The sequence below is a fragment of the Actinomadura scrupuli genome (assembly GCF_050971785.1).
Classification (GTDB): domain Bacteria; phylum Actinomycetota; class Actinomycetes; order Streptosporangiales; family Streptosporangiaceae; genus Actinomadura_E; species Actinomadura_E scrupuli.
This window is the reverse complement of record NZ_JBPCCU010000002.1, coordinates 111,278-133,518: the sequence shown is the minus strand read 5'-3', so window position 1 is coordinate 133,518 and position 22,241 is coordinate 111,278. Positions and strand designations below refer to the sequence as shown.

Sequence of the window (22,241 nt, the reverse complement as noted above, 5' to 3'; positions counted from 1 at the left end):
CCGGTGCAGGGCGGCCCGCACGTCGGAGTCAAGTCAAAGAGCTCTATCGAAGTGCGCGGACGCCGTCACGTGACCGACCCGTACCCGGTCGGTCCGGGAACCGTCGGACCGTCTGACAGCGCCTGGACGATACGTGCGGCGTGCGCCTCCTGGAACAGCGAGATCTGCCATACGACGGCGAGGGCGAGGACGCCGGCAATGATCGCGTTCCCGGCGCTGAACACAATGAGGTCCGCGGACTCTGACGTACCGCCCACCATGGCGCCGAGGGGAATGTTCAAGAGCCAGGGGATCCACCATGCGTAGACCGGCCACGGTCTGCGCCCGGCCGGCCGGTCGAGGCCGGCGGAATCGCTGGCTCGCCAGACGTCACCGACGACCTGCCGAGGAATCCAGAAGTTCAGCAACGGGACGATCCAGCCAAGGACGAGCCATGACCTGCCCCATCGATGTGGATAGTCTCTGATGATCTCCGCATTGAGGCGAGCGCGGAAGAGCCAGCAGACGAACACCGCCGCGGCCAGCAAGTACCCGTAGAGCTTCACTTCGGACGCGAACTCGTACGGTGCAATGTGGGCACGGTACGCCACCTTGTCCGTGCCGGCCTCGCTCAGGCGCAGTCCCAGCGCGGCCCACACCACCTCGATCACGAACCACCCGGTGAACACCACAGTGGTGGCCACGGCGAAGGCCCGGACCGGTCTGACCAGGGTGGGCGAGTCGCTCATGGGCGCACCCGGCTCGGGACGACAAGAGGAAACCGGCAGGTCAAAGACGCTCCGAGCGTTCCACGAACAATCGCGTGATCGTGACGGTTGATGATCACCGACTGAGGCTTCTGAACTTCAGGCGATACCGATCGGTGGGGGGCCACCCGTCCCGAATTCGGCACACGAGGTCTTCGAAGGGAACTGCGAAGAACGGATCATTGCGTATTTCCCGCTCGCGCATTATGCGACTCTCCAGAGCTTTCCACGCACGGTCGGCCCGGAAGCCGAACAGCAGGACGACGGTCGCCTCATCGACCATGTCCTGGGCGACCAGCGTACCGAGAGATAGAAAGAAGGAGTTCACGAGGTTGACCGCCAGGCTCGGCGGCCCGGTCAGTCCCGAGCAGCCGAGCGACACGTCGTTCTCGGCGGAGAGCTTGTTCAGGACGTAACCCTCGGCCATCTGGAATTCGGCCGATCTGAATTCCTGCATGAGATCCACCAGGACCGGCATCTGGTTGGCATGCCTCATCATCGACACCTGCCGGACCGCGAGGACTCCGGAGACGAAGAGGGCGATTGTCGAGATGATCACGGCTGCCAGAGATGAAGTCGCAGAGATGTCCATGCCCCCGCCAGAGCTCGAGAGTGAGGTGTCGTCTCACTACCGCGAGTTATGACGTCGGCACACCACGCCCGGTTCCCAACCGCAGCTGCCTCCTGCACGCGCGGGACGGCACGGAGGTCACCGTCGCTCAGGGGCGCCCACCCGCGGCCGGTACGACCTCGAGCGAACGCCGCCGGGGACGTACCGCCCGGGACCGTACCGTCCGGGCCAGAGGAACGTCAGGTCGGGTGCGCCCGTCTGACCGTCATGAACTGGGTTACGACGGTCCTGCCGCTCGCCGGTGTGGTGCTCGGATCCTCCGGGACGCTGATCGGCCAGTACCTCTCGACCAGGGTCGATGCGCGCCGTGAGCAGCATGAACATCGCGTCGCGGAGCGCGCTGAACGCAAACAGGCGATCATGGACTTCCTGTCCGCGGCACAGAAGGTGGAACTCCTCTCCGATGAAGCCGACTCGGGATCCAGTCCGGACAGCACGGAGATCCGGGCACACCTTCACGCACTGTGGCTCGCCAAGAAGCTGCCCGAGCTGGTGTGCTCGACCGAGGTGGCCCAGGCCGCCCACGACTACACTCTCGCCCTCCACGAACTCGTCAGAGGCCGCGCCGCACCCGGAGACGAGCCTCGTAAGCGCGAACTGCGGTACGCGTTCATGGAGGCTGCGCGCGGGGAGCTCGGCGCGATGGGCGGCCCGTTGCGAAGACGTTTCGCCGGAGACGCCCCTCCGGGACTCTCGTCACAAGAGAACGAAGATGGACGATCAGGTTCGGAGTAGGCACGGCCGGCGGCGCCGACCTCATGGGCGCACTGGCGGCCGAGCCGCTCTCGGGAGCGACCCGGCCGCCTGACTCCCGGTGGGCTCAGCCGAGCCGTACCTGGTAGGGGCCGGTGGAGAGGCCCTCGCCGTAGACGACCACCTTGTACGTTCCGCTCTCCTTCAGTGTGATCTTCCCGCTGTCCTGGCAGGTGCGGACGTACGCCACCTCGCCGTACGCGCCGGACGGGGCGAACATCGTGTAGCGCAGCAGCCGGGTGTCGTCGCAGGGGCCCTGGCCGTGGAAGGTGACCGGCTGCCCGGCCGTGGCGGTGAAGGTGTGGACGTCCTGGGCACCCGGCATGTCGATCGATCCGGTGAGTGAGCCGCCGAGGGCCGTGGTGGCGGTACGGTCCGGCCGTACGCCCTTGATCTCCACCCGGTACGGCCCGGTCACCCCGGGATCGCCGTAGACGATCAGGCGATGCGTACCGGTCTCCTTCAGCGCGAGCCGGCCGCCGTCCTGGCAGGTCTTGAAGTACGCCGGGAACAGCGCCCCGGTGGGGGAGGAGAAGGAGTAGCGCAGGATCCGGGTGTCGTCGCAGGTGTCCAGTCCATGGAAGTAGACGATCTGTCCGGCCGTGCCGTCCAGCCGGTACTCGTTCCGCTGCCCGTCCTGGGCGACCGTACCGCTGAACGACAGGTTCGCGCCGGGAGCGGGCAACGGCTGCCGGGAGCCCACCGGGACGCCGGTGCCCCCGCCCGTGCCGGGTGCCGGCTCCGCGCCGCCGGCGGCGCGCGCGGCGGCGTCGGCGTAGACCCGCTGTCCGGTGACCGCGACGTCGTACGCGCAGTTCTTCAGCGCTGCGGGGTCAGTCACCCCGCTGATCCGGCAGATCTGCCCGGCGGCGGCGAGGGCGTCCGATCCGGGACCCGGCGCGTCGAGGTCGGGGAAGCTCCGGTCGGTGAAGGTCCGGGTGTTCTGCCCGGGTGCGTAGTCGAACAGCGAGGCGGCGGCGGTGACCCGCCTGCTGTCGGCGAAGCCGCCGTGCAGGTCCCGGGCCGAGGAGGAGGCCGGCAGGTCGTCGGCCGGGTCGCCGTCGAAGTCCCCCAGCAGGCCGGACACCTTCCCGGCCAGCGACGGCGCCGGGCTGACCTCCACCTCCAGTCCCCAGCCGCCCACCGGCGAGATCAGCACACTCGTGCCGCCGGTCACCAGCCCGACGAGGCGCCGGGACCCCTCGCCCCCGGTGTCGTCCGGGTCGGCCGCCTCGCCGTACAGGGTCGCGCCGCCGGGCAGGGCGATGTCCCCGTCGCGCAGCGACTTCGCCGCGCCGTCGACCAGCACGCGGGGCGAGCCCGCCGGGTTGGTGTAGATCCCGATCCGGGTGCCGCCGACCTTGAGGGCCACGGCGGACACCGTCGACACCGTCCGGGAACCCGGGACCGGTGTCTGCCGGGTCTGTACCTCCAGCGACCCGTCCGTCGCCCGTGCCAGCACGAACTCGCCCGCCGACTGCAGGTCGTAGCGGCGCTGGTCGAAGGTCCGCAGGTGCGGGTCGCCGGTGCTGGACCCGCAGCCGTTCAGGCACTGGTGGCCGTGCTTGCTCCCGTGCCCGGACCTGCCCGGCTTCTTCGCCGGGAACCGCTGGTTGGTGCACTTGTCCACGCTCGAGGGCAGTGGTTTGCCGTGATAGCTGGTCCGCTCCGGCAGGCCCATCGACCTGCGGTAGGCGTTCTCCAGCAGGGTGGCCCTGACCTCCGTGACGGTAGGGTCACCTCTTCTGGCGCACTCCTCGAAGTCGGCCTTGCCCTCGGCGTTGTCGGCGACGTGACTCAGCTCGTGCACCAGCGTCGCGCACTCGTTCTCCTTGACCCCGGGGTCGAGCATGTAGTCGTTGCCCGGGTTCCAGTAGATCTCCGACCCGGAGCCCCTGCGGGGATCGGTGGAGTAGTCCGGTACGTGGGCGAGGGCCCAGCTCAGCGAGTCCTCCGGGCGGCCGGGAATGTTGTTCCATTGAATGATGAAGATCGGATACTTGGACGCCTGGGACCGGGCGAGCACACCACCGGGATCCCCGGCAGCAGTGATCTTCGCTTTGCAGTTCTCGATCCTGGCCTGGAAGGCAGAGTCGCCGGTGGACTCGAGCGTGGCCGCGGCGGGGCGTTCGGTCACCCCGAGCACCCCGAGGGCCAGCGCGAGGACGAGCGCCCCGGCGCCGTACGGGCCCGGCCGGGGATACCGCCTGGCCCGGCGGTGCCTGCGCCGACGGCCCGCGACCAGCAGGAGCAGGACGACGAGCAGACCGAGCACGACGGCGCCGGCGCCCGCGAGCCGTACGCCTGGTTCGTCCCACCATGCTCCGGACGCCACGGTGAACGTCACGGTCGCGTCGCCGGACGGGTTCTCGCAGCCGCCGGAGGACGGGTCCCCGAGCGGCGGGGCGAGCCTGGCGGTCAGCCGGTAGGTGCCGGGCCGGTCCACCGGCCACAGCGTCGCGAGGTAGGGATCGGTCTCCGACCACGACACCGACGGGAGCATCGCCCGCCCCCGCACCGGAAAGGCCCGCACGCCCAGCGGCATCGACGCGCCCGGCGCCAGCGTGACCGCCGTCCGCTCCCGGATCGTGGCCAGCGGCACGAGGTAGTCCCGCATGGTGATCGTCGGCCGTACGGGCTCGCCGTCCAGCGTCATCGCGGTGATCGCCAACGCGCCGTCGGCCACCCGGACCGCCCGACACGGAGTCCGGCCGGTGTTGGTGACCCGGAAGTCCAGCCGTACCGGCGACTTCCCGGCCACCGCCGTCCCGGGCCCGGTGATCGTCAGCTTGACCGGGCCGTCGTCCGCGTGCGCGGTCCCGGCCGGGAGGGTCACCACCAGGAACGCCGCCACGGCGGTGAGCAGCAACCGGAGCAACGGGCGGGCTCGCACGGGTGGCCTCCTGGGGCATGGGACTCGTGGACCGCACTTCGACGGCACCCCGTCCCACTGAATGGATCGCGGAGCCAATGATCTGTCTCAGTGCCCGCCCGTGCCTGAGTAGCCCCTACTCATCTGGCCGGCCACTCGTCGGGCGGCGAGGCTCAGATAGCCGAGCAGGAGAAGGAGTTCAACGCCGCCTGCGACTGACTCCGCCGAGCGCGCCCACGTCTGGGGGTCCCTGGGACACCCGGCCGAATTGGGGGCAAAGGGGACGAACCTTTGCCCAGTGCCGAGTGTCCAACGGAACAGAGGTGCTCCACCTCGGTGCGGCGGTGGGATGCCCGTCCCGTGGCCGCACGGGCGTACGGCCCGTCGGCCGTCGACATTCCTATGTGGCGGAGGCTCCACCATGGACGCGAAGCAGGATCTCAGACAGCGAGCATGGGCGTATGCCCACGTGCTCTCGGGCGTGGTGTTCGTGGTCGTCGCCTGGGTGGTCGCCCGGGCATTCGACGCGCCCCACCCGCTGAAGCAGGCGCTCTTCGCCGCCTCGTTCTGGGTCGCGGCCGCCGGAGTGCTCTCCACGTGGTTGCGCCGCCGCCGGAGCGACCCCTCTGCCGCAGAGATCTGATCAGGGACGAAGCGCCGCCCGGTCGCTCGCAGCGGGTCGTTCTTCCACCCCGGTGGCTCCGGACGTCCACCGGCGAATACTCCGGTCAGGCGCAGACAAGGTCTGCTGACACACTCCTGCCGATGTAAATGGCCGATACCGGAGCGTTTGATGATCTCCTTAAGGAGCGCATAACACTACAAGCCAGACAAAGGCGCACTGCCGCGCTCAGATCTCACCTGGGGTTGATCAGTGTGACCGTCGGCGTCGATCCAGAGTCCGTCGAAGCCGAGTGGCCGGCTTCGCTGGACGTCCAGGCACTGCTCGAGGCGGGCTGGCGCCCGACCCCCTTCCGGCAGTTCGTGCTCAAGATCCACAGCAGGTGCAATCTGGCCTGTGACTACTGCTACATGTACGAGATGGCGGACCAGGGCTGGCGGCGGCAACCGCGCCGCATGGCCCGTCCGACGATCGATCGGGTGGCGGCCCGGATCGCCGAGCACGCCCGGTCCAACGAACTGCCCAGGATCGACGTGATCCTGCACGGCGGGGAGCCACTGCTCGCGGGGGCCGACCACATCCGATACGCGGTGAGCACCGTGCGGTCGATGGTGGATCCGGAGGTGGCCGTGGCCTTTGGGCTGCAGACCAACGGGATGCTGCTCGACTCGACCTTCCTGCGGATGTTCGACGAGTTCGACATCCAGGTCAGCGTCAGCCTGGACGGCGACGAGAAGGCCCAGGACCGGCACCGGCGGCGTGCCAACGGGCAGGGCAGCCACCACTCGGTGGCGGCGGGCCTGCAGCGACTGACGGCACCGACCTATCGCCACCTCTTCAGCGGCCTGCTGAGCGCCATCGATCTGGACAATGACCCGGTCGCCACCTACGAGGCACTGCTGGCGTTCGAGCCGCCGGCGATGGACTTCCTGCTGCCGCACGGCAACTGGGACACCCCGCCGCCCAACCGGCTCGCGGACGCGGCGGCCCCGTACGGGGACTGGCTCATCGCGGTCTTCGAGCGGTGGTACCGGGCGCCGGTCCGGGAGACGCGGATCCGGCTGTTCTCGGAGATCATCCGGCTGCTCTTCGGACGCCCCTCGCACAGCGAATCGGTGGGGCTCTCGCCGGTGGCGGTCGCGGTCGTGGAGACCAACGGCAGCATCGAACAGGTCGACACGCTCAAGTCGGCCTACGAAGGCGCCTCCAACACCGCGCTGCACATCAGCCGTGACTCCTTTGACTCGGCCCTGCTGCTGCCGGCCATCGCCGCACGCCAGATCGGCCATCGCGCGCTCGCCGCGGACTGCCGCGTCTGCCCTGTCCAGCGCGTCTGCGGCGGCGGTCTCTACACCCACCGCTACCGATCCGGCAGTGGCTTCGCCAACCCCTCGGTCTACTGCCGTGATCTCTTCCGCCTCATCGACCATATTCAAGGTGCCTTGCAGAAGGATGTGGCGGCGCTGAAGCGGACGACCTCCCCCAAGGAGCGCGGTTGATGCCCCTGGCCAGACACCGGATACCCGAGAAGGCGTTCTTCGCCCTGGCCGCCGGCAGCGGCGGCGCCGATGCGGTGGCCCATCTCCAGGCGGCCCAGTACAGCAAACGGCTGCTGCTCCTGCGGGGTGTACGGGACACCGCCGTGGCGGCCGGGCACTCCCAGGCGGACCGGGCACGGCAGGCGTACGACCTGCTGGCCGAGGTTCAGCAGTCCGCTCCAGAGGCGGCGGGGATCGCACTGCGCTACCCGACGGTCGGGGCATGGGCCCGCCGCACCCTGCTCGCCCTCACCGGCGGGGAGGAAGGTCCCGCCGAGCCGGGAGAGCTGGCCGCCCTGGCCGCCGCGGCGGCGATCAGGGCCCGGCATGTCTGTACGGTCGAAGTCCCGGTACGCGATGGGGCCGTCGTCCTGCCCTCCCTCGGCCGCGCGCTGGTCCCCGGCCAGGCGACCGCGCTCGTACGCTCGGGTGCCGGCGGAGCCGAGGTGACCGCCGGCGACACGCGCGTTCGGCTGCCGGCCGACCCGCATGAGGACGCGGCGGGCTGGGAGGGCCTGCGCCGGCTGAGCGCCGAGTTCCGGGGCGCGAGGATCGACTTCCTGCTGGACGACCACGATCCCGACCGCATGCCGGGAGGGTCCGTGATCGGGTGCCGGCTGACCGCGGCCGAGCTGGAGCACTGGCGGTCCACGCTCCTCGACGCCTGGCGGATCCTGGTGACCAGGCACTGGACCGCCGCCGAGGAGGTCGCCGCCTCGATCTCCGTGCTGACCCCCCTGATGGCCCCCGCGCACGGCCAGTCGAGTGCCACGCCCAAGCACGCGTTCGGCAACGTGGGGCTCTCCCGCCCGCCCGACGCCCACTTCCTTGCCGTCACCCTCGCGCACGAGGTCCAGCACACCAAGCTGACGGGCCTGCTGGATGTCGTCCCGCTGACCCGGTCCGACGACGGCAGCCGCTACTACGCGCCCTGGCGGGACGACCCGCGCCCGGTCGCCGGGCTGCTCCAGGGCACCTACGCCCATCTGGGCATCGCGGGTTTCTGGCGCAGGCAACGCCAGCACGAGTCCGGCGAGCGGGCACTGAGCGCGCACAGCGACTTCGCCCGCTGGCGGGACGCCGTCGACTTCGCCGTCCGGACGCTGAGCGCCAGCGGCAGGCTGACACCCGAGGGCGGGCTGTTCGTCGCCGAGATGAGCCGCACGCTCCAGCCCTGGATGCGCGAACCCGTGGGCGCCGAGGCGCGGCGTCTGGCCGACGAGGCCGCGGAGGCGCATCTGGCCCAGTGGCGGCTCCGCCATGGGGAGCCGCCACCGATCCAGGCCGTCCCGCACCGACCTCAGATGGGCGGAGGGTCGAAGTCACAGTCCAGGTGACGGTGCTCGGCGGCGACCACCGCGTCGGGGTGTTCCGGGCCGAGCGTCACCGCGTAGGCCTCCATCGTCTTCTTGAGCAGCTCCGCCGACTCCTCCTCCTCACCGATCTGGATCAGGTCGGCGGACAGGTTCGCGGCACAGGCGAGCGTCATCGGATGGGTTTCGCCGAGGACCGCTCGCAACCGGGTCGTCGTGTCCTGGCCCAGCCGGCAGGCCTCCTCGAACTCGCCCAGTGCGGCCAGATCACTGGCCAGGTTGGTGGCCACCGTCAGCGAGTAGTGGTGGTCCCGTCCCAGCTTGACCTCCAGGCCCTCCAGGGACTTCTCGTTCAGCTCCCGGGCGGCCTGCACGTCTCCGAAGACCCGGCGCAGCAACGCCAGGTTGCCCGCGCAGCCATGGTTGTACGGGTGCTCCGCGCCGTACAGCCGGGGATAGCGCCGTACGGTGTCGGCGGCGAGTTCCAGGGCGGCTTCCTTCTCGCCCACGGTCCGCTGGATGTTGGCAAGGCACATGGCGGCGGCCAGCGTGTCGGGGTGGTTGAGACCGAAGAGCCGGACATAGCGCGCGTGTACCTCCAGGGCCAGCTCGAGTGATCTCTCGAACTCGCCCAGGCGGCGCCAGGCGATGGACAGGTCCTTCGCCGCGTACAAGGTGCCCGGGTGTTCCGCGCCCAGCTCTTCGACACCGTAGGCGTAGGCCTCCTCGCCGAGGTCGCACGCCTCCGCGTAGTCCCCGCACAGCCGCACCGCTCGGGCCAGCCCGCTCAGGGCGTTGAGGACGCCGACCCGGCCGACGCCCCAGCCGCCTTGCCGCAGCCCCAGGTACGCCGCTTCGTGGAACTCCCTCGCCCTGGGATAGTCGCTGTTCAGGCCGTAGTCGAGTGCCAGGTTGTGCATGACCCTCAGCGTGCTGGAGTGCGTGTCTCCGAGATCTCCCTGGTGCCGTCTCAGCGAGGTCTCATCGTGCTCCCGGGCGGACAGGAAGTCACCACGGGCCCGCAGGTCGGCCCCTACCGAGTTGACCAGCTGCAGGGTGAGCTCGGTGTCACCACCGCCCATCTCCTCCGACTTCTTCAGCGCGGCCCTGTTCACCTCGTAGGCGGCACTGTATTCACCCAGCGAACGCAGAATGTTGCCGAGGTGCCGGCGCCCGACCAGGATCTCCAGGTCGCCCTCGCCGGAATCGGCCATCCACTGGTCGAGGAAGTTCTCCACCAGGTTCCGGGCGGAGGAGTAGTCGCCGAAGTTGTACAGGTAGCGGACGATGTCGAGGGCGAATTTCCGTACGGCCGTGTCGTGGCTCTGCGCGACCGCGGACGGGCCGATGTGGCCGAGGAGATCGGAGTATCGACGCCAGTTCTGGGTGTCCTCGGTGTCCTCCGGTGCCGCCGCTACGAGCAACTGGTGTGCCTGGTCGCGAATCCGCTCCTGCTCCGCGGGGGCGAGCTCATCGCGGACCAGCGCCTGGATCAGCCGGTGCACCTGGATCGTCCGGCTGGCGGTGTCGATCCTGGCCAGGGCGTAGCGCCCCAGCTCACCGATCGCCCTCGCCAGCCGGATGGGATCCCCCAGCAGGTCGGAGAGCGGCTGACCCAGGCCGGGTGGGATGACGGCGAAGACGTCCCTCGGAATCGGCTCGGGGCCGAAGAACGCACAGCACCGAAGCAGATCGACCGCCTCGGGCATCTTGTTGCCGAGGCTGGCCACCGACAACGCCCAGGCCGCCGTCATCGACACGGGATATTCCGTGGGCTTGCCCTCGGCCAGCAACTGGCTGGTGCGGTCCTTGAGCAGCCGGAGATACTGCGGCACCGACATGCCCGTCTCGGCCTGCAGCGCCCCGGCCTGCTCCAACGCCAGCGGCAGGTCGCCCAGGCTGTCGGCGAGCCGGTCGGCGTCGTCGACGTTGATCCCCCTGGGCACGCGCTTCTTGAGGAACTGCACGCTCTCCTCGCGTGAGAAGACGTCCACGGCCACCGTGTCGACCACGCCCTCCCACCGATGGTTGCGCGAAGTGATCAGCACATGTCCCGGGCCCCGCGGCACGACATCGTTGATGTCCTCGGGCTGGTCGGCGTTGTCGAAGATCAAAAGCCAGCGTGAGTAGGGCTCGCCGCGCCGCAGCGCGTCCAGCACGGCGTTGGCGGCATCCTCGACGCCGGTGGTGGTGGCCGGGGGCAGGCCGAGATTTGGGGCGAGTGCCGCGAGCGTCGACCGCACCAGCACCGACTGGTCGGCCGGGATCCACCAGACGAGCTCGTAGTCGGCCAGGTAACGCCACGCGTACTCCACGGCCATCTGGGTCTTACCGACGCCGCCCAGGCCGTGCAGAGCGTGCGGCACCACGGCGGTGACCTGGTCGACGATGCCCGCCCGTAGCTTGTCCAGGAGTTCTTCCCGGCCGGTGAAGTTCTTGTTGCGTGGCGGGATCCTCCCCCAGATCTCGGGAACTGATCCCGGCAGCCGTCCAGGCCTGGCCGACTCCCGGAGCGTCATCTGCCTACCTCCGCATTTCGCCGATCATCACTCACACAAGGCCCCATAATTAGTCATCTTAGGCCCGGTGCCTCAAAACATCCCATCGCGCTGAGGCGTGAATTGTGCCCGATGCCACACGTGAGCAGGATGGGAGTGGGAAGCCCGCTCATTGCCCGATACGGTCCTTTCGCCTCACGCGTTTCGGTCTTTCCGCAAAGTCGCCGACTAGATCGACGCCGCAGGCAGTATGGCCATAATGGTGACAACCTCATGGATGGTCATGGCAGGACTTTTCTGGCAGTATTGGGACGCCAGCGCAGGCGTGGCAGGGGCCGACGCCGTGAGCGGACGTTCCACTCACCACGGGCCGTCCTGAGCATGCTCGAGGAGAAGTACATGCAACGACAGGAAATCGATCTCCGAGGCGATCTCATCGATGTGTCCACGACCTCGTTGTGGCAGCTGGACGAGTACCTCGGCCAGTCGGCATTCGACGAAGCGCTGCGCGAAGTGCTCGATCCGACCTGCCACGAGGACGCCGCCGCCGGCTTCACCTCCTTCCTGGAGCCCGGCAAATAGCTCTTTCCAACGGCCGCACACGGCAGTTCGAAGGCGCGGGGGCGTCCGCCGGTGATCGCGACTTTGCATCCGGATCGTCCGCGTCACGGTCAGTACGGCCCATCAATGCGGCACTCAACGTTTCGGGCACGCGTCACCTGAGGCACCTCGCCCGGAGATCACTCAATGAGCATGACGCATGTCGATCAGGAATCCAGACCGTCGCCCTATGTGGGGGCGCGGCCCTTCGACCTAGATGATCGTGAGCTGTTCTTCGGCCGTGCCGATGAATCGCGGGAACTGGCCGGGCTCTGGCAACGAAATCGGTTCACGATCCTGCACGGTCACGCCGGGGTGGGTAAGACCTCGCTGCTCCAGGCCGGCGCAGTTCCCCGGCTCCTCTCGGCCCCCGTCCACATTCTTCCCGTCGGCCGCGCGGTCCGCCGTTCGACCTTTCCCATGGCCGCCCTTCCGGAGCAGAATCCCTACACGTTCGCCCTGCTCTCGTCCTGGTCCCCGGGGGAGTCGCCGATCCGGCTCTCCGGTCTGTCGATCAACGAATTCTTACGCCGGCAGGAATGCGGGGGCCGCGACGGTGAACCGCTTCTGGTGGCGATCGACCATGGTGAGCGGATCTTCCGGACGTCGGGGGTGCACGACCACAAGCGGCGGCGGTTCATCGAGGAGCTGCTCGAGGCGCTGGCCTCCCGGCCGCGGACCCACCTGCTGGTGGCGGTACGGGAAGACCAGCTGGAGGCGGTGCTGCCCGTCGCCGAACGATTCGAGGACGGGTCGTTCGCCCGGTTCCCGCTCGGCCCGCTGGAACGCGGTTCCGCCATCGAGGCGGTCAGGCGGCCGCTGACCGGCACCGGCCGCTGCTTCGGCCCCGGCGCGGCGGAACGGCTGGTGGACGAGCTCCGGGGCAGCGGCACGGCGAAGTCGCACGGCGCGGACCGTACGGACACCGTCGACCCGGCGCTCCTGCAGATGACCTGTGCCCGGCTCTGGGCCAAGCTGCCCGCCGGTACCGGCACGGTCCTTCCGCAACCCGCCGTCGAGGTCGACGACGCGCTCGCCGAGTCCTGCGCGCTGGCACTGGCGGCCGTCGCCGCCGGTCACGGCCGCCGCCCCCGCGACCTCGAATCATGGCTCCGCGGGACCTTCGTCACCCAGCAGGGCGGCGCGCGCATCCTGGAGGGGCCCCAGCAGACCTTCGGCCTGGGCAACTCCGTGGTCCGGGCGATGGAGGACGAGCATCTGATCAAGTCGCGCCAGGAACACGGCAGGCGCTGGTACGAACTCCAGCATCCTCGGCTGGTCCGGCCCATCCGGCGGCTCAGAAAGCAGAGACGGCCCATCCGGAGGCCCGATCCCTCGGCACGTCTCCGAGTGGCCGAGCTCGCGCTGTCCGAGGGAGAGTTCGGCCTCGCGTTGCTGCACGCGGAGGGGGCCGCCCGCCTGTGCGGCCGCGACGACATGCGCATCAGGGCAGAGGCCGAGTCGTTCCTGGGCAACATCGCTCATGAGCAGCGGATGCCGGAGGCCGCCGTCGCCCACTACCGGGCGGCTGCGGGCATGTTCGAGATGGTGCAGGACCCGGCGGCCGTCGGACGGCTGCTGACCGCCGTCGGGCGGCTCAAGTGCGCCGAGGAGGACGGTGCGGTCGAGGCCGTCGAGGAGTTGCGAGCCGGCGCCGGGCGAGCGCCCAACGACCTCACCGTGCAGACGGGCCTGGGGCAGGCGCTCTGGTACGCCGGACAGCCGCAGGCCGCCCTGGCCGTGCTGAACGGCGTGCTGCACCGTGACGGCGACACCGCGGAGGCGCTGCGCGCGCGCGGCGAGATCCTCGCCGACATGGGCGACGCCGGATCGGCGCTGCGCGACCTGGACCGGCTGGACCGCCGGATCCAGCCCTCGACCCGGGCCGCACGGGCGCTCGCCCTGGCCACCTGGGGCCGGATCGAGGAGGCACGACGGGAACTCGCGGATCTGGCCGTGGACGCCGAGGACACGACGGATGACGGACCGGTGCTCTTCCGGGTCGCCCGGGTCCAGGAGCTGAGCGGCGATCCGGCCGCCGCGGCACGATCGACCGCCCTCGCGCTGGCGGCATCGCACCCTCCGCTGCCCAAGCATCAACGCGCCGCCGCCGAGCGGCTGCTGGACGAGCTGGGACGCTGAATCAGTTTCTTCGCATACTTTCGCGAAACGGACGATAGGCTACTCGAATAGGTAAATTACAAAGTCTTAATCGGCATGTCATGGTGCGTTCGCCGAGCCAAGGCGGTACGATTTCGGAGCTGCCATCACTGGCGGCTCAGCGTGAGCACTGAGCACCTCCTGTTACCGGTTTAACAAACGGTAAGGGAGGTTTTAATTTTCCGCTACCACCTCTCTGACCGCCTGATTTGGAAGAGCATCTCCAGTCAAGTGTCCCGCCGGCCTTACCAGGCGCCAAGGGATGGCGATGGCACCGCCATAGGCTGGGGGGGCGAGCAGGTGACCCGCACGACGGCCGAAAACGCGCCTACCGAGGTGGTCGCGTCCTCGGGCGTTGTCGCCGCGGCGGAGTTGCCGGGCCATCTGTGGCTGCTGTGGGCCGGCTCGGCGATCTCGCGGCTTGGAAACGTGAGCGCCACCACCGCCGGCCCCCTGCTGGCCCTTCAGCTGACCGACTCGCCGATTTTCGCCGGGTTGGTGGCGGCCGCCGGTACCATTCCGAACCTGCTGTTGCACCTGCCGGCCGGGGTGCTGGTCGATCGTTTCGATCGCTGGCGGATCATGGTCGCGAGCCAGCTCGTCCGGCTTTTCACGGCCGGATTACTGGTCTGGGGCCTGTGGAATCTCGACGAGCCCATCGTCCTGCTGCCGATCGCGGCGGCCATCGAGAGCACCTTCGCCACCTTCTACCACATGGCGGAAACCGCGGCGCTGCCCCGCATCGTGCCGAACGAGCTTCTCTCCAAGGCGATGACCAAGAACGAGGCGCGCAACCACGCCGCGCTGCTGCTGGGGCGGCCGCTGGGAGGCCTGCTTTACGGCCTCGGCCGCGCCCTGCCGTTCATCGTCGACATGGTGACGTGTGTGCTGTCGCTCCTCACGCTGGCATCGATCAGGAATGGCGAGTTCCGGCCGATTCGCAGGAGTTCCGCGAAGAAGGCGAAAATGGCGGATCAGGTCAGTGAAAGCCTCTGGTGGCTCTGGCGAGATGTGTTCCTTCGCAGAGTCCTCGTCGTATGCACGATCACCAATTTCCTCTTCCAGATGGTCATCATTCTGCTCGTCGTCCTCGCCAGGCATCGTGGCCTGCCGAGTGCGCTCATCGGGGTTCTGCTCGCCGCCTCGGGTATGGGCGGCATCCTGGGCGCACTCCTGGCGCCTCGGATTCTGCAGCGAATACAACTGCGAAAGACGGCCGTCGTCTGTACCTGGACGTGGTGCGTGCTCACGACGGTGATGGCGGTCGCAGATCATCCGGTCGTGCTCCTGCTGGTCTGGGCGGGAGTGGGTTTCGTCGGCGCCCATATGAACGTGGCCCTGACCGTCTACCAGGCCACGAGCGTCCCGGAGACCCTGCGAGGCCGGGTGGCGAGCCTCAACAGTTTCGCCGCGCGCGCCCCTGCCGCGCTGGGTGCGCTGATGGGTGGATTCATCATTTCCCGGCTGGGCACTCAACAGGCCGCCTTCGCGGTGGCGGCGACCATGCTGGCGCTGGCGATCAGCATCACGGTGCATCGCCGGATCGAGAAGGAGACAGATGACCAGCGAATAAAGAAGGCCGATATGGCCCTTAAAGGCGACCGTTAACCCCTGGATGCGATACCGGCAGATCCCCTCCGCTTCCGCACATCGCCGGGGCGGCTACCGCACATCCGCCTCACACTGAATCTCGCCTAACGCGTACGATATGCCCAACAATAGGGGGCACTACTGCCGTTCGGCATTCCGAGGGGATGAGGCTACGAGTGGCTCGGTCGCTGGGGGTGGATGATCAGTCACGACTCGTGTCCGCCTTGTGGGGCCTCGATGACCTGCGGAAACGCAGTGGGCGCGACTTCTACATCTCCTTGTTGGAGCGGCGGCTGGGGCATCCCCTGCCGCTGACGCGGGACGAGCGCGACATGCAAGATATTTGGCGTTTGGTCGACTCGTGCCTCGCCTACTCGGGAGCGCTTCACACCCTGTTGTCCGTCATCGAGAAGTTCCATCAGGGCAGTGTTCCCATGATGGAAATCCGCGAACTGGTCGAGGAATTGCTGCCGGAGCCGCTGCTCCGCGCACCGGAGCGCCAGGAGTTGCACCGCCTTGTCCACGCGATCGGCAGAGGGCGGCCGGCGGCCTCCCGCCCCGCCGCGATCCAGGCCTTCTACCGGGACGCCGTAGGCCCCTTCGGGCCCCCGTTGGACAACGGCATCACCAGCCTTCGTGGCATCGTCGCCCAGCTGGAGGACGTGAACGTGGGCACGGACGGCGTCCCGCCGCTGCTCAGGTTCATCGAAGACCTCGCGGCGCACGTCGACGACGCCTCGGCCGCCGCCCTGCACGAGTGGGCGAGCCGGGTCGCCGACCGGCTCGGGTTGCAGCCGTCGGCCGTGCACAGGCTTCATCAGGGACCCGCCGGAATCCTGCCGGCCGGCCGGACACGCACCTACCTGGTCATCGAGTTCCGGCCGGACGGCGCGGTTCCCGATCGCTTCCTGACGTCGGTGTGGCTGCAGTTCGACGGTGAGCACGGCGCCATGCTGCGATGCGATGACGATGATCCGCTCACGTTCGCCGGCCTGCCCCTTCTCATCACCGAGTTGCTGACCGAGAACGACCAGGTGATCAACCGTCCTACCCCGGAACTGACCGTGGAGTTCGTGCTTCCCCGCAGCCTGCTGGGGACCCCGCTCGATCAGCTCCGGATCACGGTAGACGGGCTGGAACGCCGGCTCGGAATCGAGTACCCGGTCGTCGTGCGCAGTCTCGAACGGCTCCGCAGACAGGCCTTCCATCATCACTGGCGCCGCAAGTGGAACTGGCTTCGCGACAATCCCGGCGAGGCGACGGTGTGCTGGGTGACACAACGCGGGCAGTACGGCGGTGAGAGCCTTTACAACATGCTGCTGTCCGAGCCCTCCTCGGTCTGCGTGGCGATGTCGTTTCCTCCGCATCTCGAGCGGGTCGAGCCACCCGACGAGCTTCGGATCGGCCTTCAGGCCGGTACGCCCATCGTGGCCTGGTGCCGCGAGGGACGCGATCCCGAGCGCTTCGCCGCGGAGTTCCAGGAACTACTGGACATGGGTGTGCTGGCGCTGCCGGAGAACGTGCTCACGCTGCGCCGGCAGGCTCTGCTGGCGTCGGATGCGGACTCCCGCGATGACCATCTGGGTCTTCACCTGACACTCATCTTCGACGATGCCGACCGGCTGCCTGAGCCCTATGTCCGGCTGAACGCGCCGGCCTGAGCGACCGAGGGAGGAAGTCCGTGACGATGACGGAGCCGACACAGGGCGGTCGGAACGACGACTGGTTGATCTACCGTGGTGACGGCACGCCGCACCAGCGGCTGGAAGGTCTGCCGGAGCCGCCGCCGTGGCGCCGGTTCGACCATGAGGATTCCGACCAGGAGAGCCGGCTCGGCGCAGTCGAGCGGGCCATCTCGTACCGGGCGGATCCGCATGTGATCAACATGGTGAACGTCGCGCTGCACCTGCGCCGTCCTCTGCTGGTGACCGGTAAGCCCGGCACCGGGAAGTCGATGCTCGCCTACAACGTCGCCTACGAGCTCGGCCTCGGACGCGTGCTGCACTGGCCGATCACCAGCCGGGCCACGCTGGAGCAGGGCCTGTACCGGTACGACGCCATCGGCCGGCTGCACGAGACCAGCCTGTGGCAGGCCGCCACGCCCGGCGACCCGGTCGACGCCCCCGAGATCGGGCGCTACATCCATCTCGGGCCCCTGGGCACGGCGCTGCTGCCACAGGCCCATCCCCGGGTGCTCCTGATCGACGAACTCGACAAGAGCGACATCGACCTTCCCAACGACCTGCTCAACGTCTTCGAGGAGGGCCGCTACACGATCCCCGAGCTCGAACGTCTCCCGAAGGACCAGGCCGTGGTCCACGTCATGACCGCGGACGGCACGACCCCGGTGCCGGTCAGGCGAGGCCGGGTGCAGTGCACGGCCTTCCCGGTAGTGATCATCACCAGCAACGGCGAGCGGGAGTTCCCGCCCGCCTTCCTGCGCCGTTGTGTGCGGCTGGAGATCCAGCCCCCGAGTCCCGAGCAGCTCGCCGACATCGTCGAGGCGCACCTGGGCGACGACGCGCGGGCGGCGAGCGCGGAGCTGATCCGCCAGTTCCTGAGCCGCCGCGACCATGGAGATCTGGCGACCGATCAGCTGCTGAACGCCGTCTATCTGTGCACCTCCGGCTCCCGTCCGCCCGAGACGACGCTGCAGGAGCTCATCAAAGCGGTTCTGCGTCCGCTGGACGCCACCGGACCAGGATGATCCGCCGACTGATCGAGACCCTTGGCGCGCTTGATCCTCAGCCCACCGTGGAAGAACTGGCGGACGCTCTCTGGCTGGCCCGCAGGCTTCCCTCGTACGGGACCGTCATCGAGGAGACGGAGACGACCGGCGCGCAGGGGTCCGAGCCCGACACCGTGGCCGAGCCCCCGCCGGCCGAGCCGCCCGGCGCGCATCGGGGCACGCTCGGCGAGATCGCCGCGCCGGCGGTGGCGATCGCCCAGGCCACTTTGCACATCGCTCCGCAGTCGTCCGCCGCCCCGAATCTCGTGCGCAGCCCGGCGGTTCCCGCGATACCCCGTGCCCTCAGCCTCGCGCGTGCCCTGCGTCCGCTGCGGGTGGCCGCGTCCTCCCGTACGGTGCGGTATCTGAACGAGGAGGCGACCGCGCAGCGGATCGCGGAGACCCGCATCTGGCAGCCGGAGATGTGGCCGGCCCCGGAGCGGTGGCTGGACCTGGCGCTCGTCGTGGACGACAGCGCCTCCATGATCGTCTGGCATCGGACGGTGAGCGAGCTCCAGGCCGTGCTGGAACAGCTGGCGGCCTTCCGCGACGTCCGCGTATGGCGGGTGAACACCGATGACGAGAAGCTCGTCCTGCGCACGGGAGCCGTTGCGGGCGGTTCGGGCCGGAGCCCCGATGAGCTGATCGACCCTACGCACAGGCGGGTGGTGCTGGTCTTCAGCGACTGCATCGGCCGAGCATGGGGAGACGGACGGGCCGCCTCGTTGCTCGAGCGTTGGGCGAAGGCGGGACCGGTGGCGATCGTGCAGCCGCTGCCGCAGCGGCTGTGGTGGCGTTGCGGGTTCGCTGTGGAGGCCGTCCGGATCAAGGCCGCCCAGGCCGGGCTGCCGAACGACCGGCTGGTGGTGCGAGCCCGCAACGAGGCCGAGACACCGCCCGGCGTCGCCATTCCGGTCATGGAGCTGGAACCTCGGTGGGTGCGCCCCTGGGCGGAGCTCGTGGGCGGCGGCTCCCGCCAGATCGACGGCATGGCCATGTTCACCGGGCTGCCGGTCGCCAAGGCTCCGGAGGACGACAACGCGGTGGACCTGACGCCGATGGAGCGGGTCTCCCGGTTCCGGGCCGGCTCGTCTCCGACGGCGTTCCGGCTGGCCGGTTACCTGGCCGCCGCGCCGCTCCGCCTTCCGGTGATGCGCCTGGTCCAGCACGCGATGATCCCGGAATCGACCTCCGCGCATCTGGCCGAGGTCTTCCTCAGCGATCTGCTGAAGAAGGCCGATCCCGTCGCCGGGTCCGACGACGTCGCCTACGAGTTCCACGACGGCGTACGCGACGTGCTGCTCGGCAGCCTGCACCGTGGCGAGGCGATGGCCGTCCTGCGGAGGGTATGGGAGGTCATCCGGGGCAGGTGGGGTTCGGCGCTCGACTTCCCCGCCCTGCTGAAGGCCGTCCAGCACGGTGACGAGGATCTGCGGCAGGACCCGCCTTTCGCCCAGGTCGCGGCACGGGTGCTGGCCCGTCTCGGTGGCCGCTACGCGGAGATCGCCGAACGGCTGGCCAGCCAGTCGGCGGCCGGTCCCGACGGTGCCGCACCTCCGCGGGAAGGCGCCCTGCCGCCCGGTCCTGACCAGGAGGACACCGGCCAGGACGCCCGCCGGGACGCTGACGAGAGCGCCGATGACACGGTCGCCGTGGACGAGGAGGCGCGCACCCACGGGGGACCGGTGTTCGGCGGCGGGCTGCCGCCGCGCAATCCCGTCTTCACCGGCCGCGACGACCTGCTCCGCGCGGTCCGGGAGAGACTGACCGACGCGGTCACCGCTCTGGTGCCGCACGGGCCCCATGGGCTGGGCGGGCAGGGCAAGTCACAGCTGGCCGTCGAGTACGCCTACCGGTACAGCGGGGACTACGACCTCGTCTGGTGGATCCCCGCCGAGCAGATCACTCTGGCCAGGTCGTCACTGGCCCTGCTGGCACGCCAGCTCGGCACACCGCTGAGCGACGACATCAATCGCACCGTCGAGCACGTGCTGGACGCACTGCGGTCGGGCCGCCCCTACCGGCGCTGGCTGCTCATCTACGACAACGCCACCGACCCTGACGAGCTCGTCCCGCTCATGCCCATCTCCGCGGGCTCACCGGCCGATCGGCTGACCACCCCCGTTCCCACCGGCCATGTGCTCATCACCTCTCGGGACCGGCGGTGGGCACGACAGGCGATCACCAACGAGGTGGGCGTGTTCGAGCGGCCGGAGAGCACCGCGCTGCTCCGCCGCCGGGTGCCCCGGCTCACCGCGGCCGAGGCGGACCGGCTCGCCGACCGGCTCGGCGACCTGCCCCTGGCCGTCGAGCAGGCCGCGGCCTGGCAGGCGGAGACGGGCAGTTCGCCCGAGGAGTACCTGAGCCTGCTGGACCACCGGCTCCAGGACGAGTCCGACGAGAACCTGCCGGCCGACTATCCCGCTGAACTGGCGGCGACCCTGGGTCTGGCCTTCGAGCGGCTGCGGGAGGAGTCGCCCGCGGCCGGACGGCTGCTCGAGCTCTGGGCCTTCTTCGGGCCCGAGCCGGTCTCCGAAGGTCTGCTGTCCGCCGGGGCCGAAGCCCAGCTCCCCGCTCCCCTCAAGGAGCTCCTGGCCGACGGGGACCTGCTGCGTCAGGCGATGCGGGACATCAACCGTTACGCCCTGGGCCGCTTCGACCCGGAGGCGGTGAGCCTGCAGGTGCACCGGCTCGTGCGGACGATCCTGCAGGCCGGGCTCTCCGCGGAGGAGCACCGGCTCGTGCAGGACCGGGTCCATCGGATCCTGGCCGCCGCCACCCCGTCGGCCCCGCCGGACGACGAGACGACCTGGGGCCGAAGAGCGGAGATCGCTCCGCACGTCGTGCTGGCCGGCGTCATCGGTGGCTCGACCACCGACGTCAGGGGAGTGGCGCTGGACCAGATGCGGTACCTGTACTTCCTCGGCGACTTCGAGGGCAGCCGGGTGCTCGGTGAGATCGCGCTGGCCCGATGGCGTGAGGATCTGGGGCCCGACGACGGTTCGGTGCTCAGAGCCGGATGGGAGCTCGGCAACGTGCTGCGCGCTCTGGGCGACCTGGCGGCGGCCGGCGCTCTCAATGCAGAGATACTCCGCCATACGAATGACAGATTCGGTCCCGACCACCTCGTGACCATGCTCACCGCGCGCAGCGTGGGGGCCGACCTGCGGTTGCGCGGAGACTTCACCGAGGCGCTGAGACTGGACCAGGACACCATGCGCCGGATGCTGCGGATGTTCGGACGAGACCATGTGGAGACGCTCCGGACCGCCAACAACGTGGGCATCGGCCTGCGCCTGCTGGGCGAGTTCCGGCAGGCCTACGAGATAGACGCGGACTCGCTGGAGCGGCTGAAGGGCCGGCTGGGCGAGGTGAACCGCAACACCCTGCTGGCCATGAACCAGGTGGCTCGCGATCTGCATGGGCTGGGCCGGTACCACGAGGCCGCGACCCTGCAAAGGGACGGGCTGGAGAGCATGCACAGGTCGCTCGGCCCCGACCACGCCTTCGTCCTGCACGCGGAGATGAGCCACTCGGTGACGCTCCGCAGACAGGGTGCCTACGACGAGGCCAGGAGCATGGCCGAGGACACGTTCCGGTTGCACCTGCGCCGGTTCGGCGAGAACCACCCCGACACCCTGGCCGCCCGGCGTGGTCTGGCGATGGCCTGCGTGGTGACCGGTGACCTGGAACGCGCCCGCCAACTCAGCGAAGCCGCACTGACCGGTTACCGAAGGGTCATGGGCATCAACCACCCGTTCGTCCACGCCTGTGCCGCGGACTACGCCCTCACGCTGAGGGCGCTGGGCGGTCATGAGGCCGCGCGGGTCGTCGACGACGCCGCGCTGGGCGCCCTGCACCACAGCCTGGGCGCCGATCACTACTACTCGCTGTGCTGTTCTGTCGGCCTGGTCCACGACCTCTACCGGATGGGCCGGTTGGAGGCCGCGCACAGCCGCTCGCGGGAGGTGCTGGAACGCTTCCGCGCCCGCTACGGAGCGGACCACGTCTACACCCTGGCCTGCTCGCACAATCACAGAGTGATCAGTAGGGCGCTGGACCGTGAGGACACCAGCCCGGATCCGGTCGCCGCCCTTCGCCTCATCCTCGGCCGGGACCATCCGGAGGCGAGAGCGGCCGCCGAAGGCAGGCTCCTGGAGTGCGTCATCGAGCCGATCCCGCTCTGAGCG

Annotated in this window: 14 protein-coding genes; 10 read left to right on the top strand and 4 right to left on the bottom strand. The window is 69.3% G+C overall.

What is annotated here, in order from left to right:
- Positions 1-65 precede the first annotated feature (65 nt).
- Entirely contained in the window at positions 66-683 is a 618-nt protein-coding gene (locus ACRYCC_RS08280) for a DUF4328 domain-containing protein (protein ID WP_433810043.1), read from the bottom strand.
- 139 nt (positions 684-822) lie between these two features.
- Positions 823-1,338, bottom strand: coding sequence for a hypothetical protein (locus tag ACRYCC_RS08275; RefSeq protein WP_433810042.1), 516 nt, complete (start codon positions 1,336-1,338; stop codon positions 823-825).
- A gap of 246 nt (positions 1,339-1,584) precedes the next feature.
- Between ACRYCC_RS08275 and ACRYCC_RS08270 the strand changes: the two genes are divergently transcribed.
- On the top strand, positions 1,585-2,112 hold the full coding sequence (locus ACRYCC_RS08270; protein WP_433810041.1) for a hypothetical protein: 528 nt from the start codon (positions 1,585-1,587) through the stop codon (positions 2,110-2,112).
- Between the two features lie 85 nt (positions 2,113-2,197).
- Here the strand turns inward: ACRYCC_RS08270 and ACRYCC_RS08265 are convergent, their stop codons facing one another.
- Positions 2,198-5,023 carry a VWD domain-containing protein gene (locus ACRYCC_RS08265; RefSeq protein ID WP_433810040.1) on the bottom strand — a complete coding sequence of 942 codons (2,826 nt, stop codon included), beginning with the start codon at positions 5,021-5,023 and terminating at the stop codon, positions 2,198-2,200.
- 400 nt (positions 5,024-5,423) lie between these two features.
- On the opposite strand from ACRYCC_RS08265, the gene ACRYCC_RS08260 reads away from it, so the two are divergent.
- The 3 genes from ACRYCC_RS08260 to ACRYCC_RS08250 all read left to right on the top strand — a co-directional run bounded on the left by ACRYCC_RS08260 (position 5,424) and on the right by ACRYCC_RS08250 (position 8,499).
- Positions 5,424-5,645, top strand: coding sequence for a hypothetical protein (locus ACRYCC_RS08260; RefSeq protein WP_433810039.1), 222 nt, complete (start codon positions 5,424-5,426; stop codon positions 5,643-5,645).
- Between the two features lie 233 nt (positions 5,646-5,878).
- Positions 5,879-7,123: an FxsB family cyclophane-forming radical SAM/SPASM peptide maturase gene (locus ACRYCC_RS08255; protein ID WP_433812113.1), complete on the top strand. Its 1,245-nt coding sequence runs from the start codon at positions 5,879-5,881 to the stop codon at positions 7,121-7,123.
- On the top strand, positions 7,123-8,499 hold the full coding sequence (locus ACRYCC_RS08250; protein ID WP_433810038.1) for an HEXXH motif domain-containing protein: 1,377 nt from the start codon (positions 7,123-7,125) through the stop codon (positions 8,497-8,499). Before ACRYCC_RS08255 ends, ACRYCC_RS08250 begins: the two co-directional genes overlap by 1 nt.
- Here the strand turns inward: ACRYCC_RS08250 and fxsT (ACRYCC_RS08245) are convergent.
- Complete coding sequence (gene fxsT / locus ACRYCC_RS08245; RefSeq protein WP_433810037.1) at positions 8,463-10,994, bottom strand: FxSxx-COOH system tetratricopeptide repeat protein; 2,532 nt, start codon at positions 10,992-10,994, stop codon at positions 8,463-8,465. The genes ACRYCC_RS08250 and fxsT (ACRYCC_RS08245) overlap by 37 nt on opposite strands.
- 378 nt (positions 10,995-11,372) lie before the next feature.
- Between fxsT (ACRYCC_RS08245) and ACRYCC_RS08240 the strand changes: the two genes are divergently transcribed.
- The 6 genes from ACRYCC_RS08240 (at position 11,373) to fxsT (ACRYCC_RS08215) (ending at position 22,238) form a co-directional block, all read left to right on the top strand.
- Positions 11,373-11,555, top strand: a complete 183-nt coding sequence (locus ACRYCC_RS08240; protein WP_433810036.1) for a hypothetical protein — start codon at positions 11,373-11,375, stop codon at positions 11,553-11,555.
- Between the two features lie 171 nt (positions 11,556-11,726).
- Positions 11,727-13,715 carry an nSTAND1 domain-containing NTPase gene (locus ACRYCC_RS08235; protein WP_433810035.1) on the top strand — a complete coding sequence of 663 codons (1,989 nt, stop codon included), beginning with the start codon at positions 11,727-11,729 and terminating at the stop codon, positions 13,713-13,715.
- 318 nt (positions 13,716-14,033) lie between these two features.
- Positions 14,034-15,341 carry an MFS transporter gene (locus ACRYCC_RS08230; RefSeq protein ID WP_433810034.1) on the top strand — a complete coding sequence of 436 codons (1,308 nt, stop codon included), beginning with the start codon at positions 14,034-14,036 and terminating at the stop codon, positions 15,339-15,341.
- Between the two features lie 197 nt (positions 15,342-15,538).
- Complete coding sequence (locus ACRYCC_RS08225) at positions 15,539-16,984, top strand: VMAP-C domain-containing protein (RefSeq protein WP_433810033.1); 1,446 nt, start codon at positions 15,539-15,541, stop codon at positions 16,982-16,984.
- Positions 16,985-17,010: 26 nt separating this feature from the next.
- The gene (locus ACRYCC_RS08220; protein ID WP_433810032.1) at positions 17,011-18,030 is read left to right on the top strand and encodes an AAA family ATPase; all 1,020 of its coding nucleotides are present in this window, start codon (positions 17,011-17,013) and stop codon (positions 18,028-18,030) included.
- A gap of 47 nt (positions 18,031-18,077) precedes the next feature.
- Positions 18,078-22,238: an FxSxx-COOH system tetratricopeptide repeat protein gene (fxsT, locus tag ACRYCC_RS08215; protein ID WP_433810031.1), complete on the top strand. Its 4,161-nt coding sequence runs from the start codon at positions 18,078-18,080 to the stop codon at positions 22,236-22,238.
- The last annotated feature ends 3 nt before the right edge of the window (positions 22,239-22,241 follow it).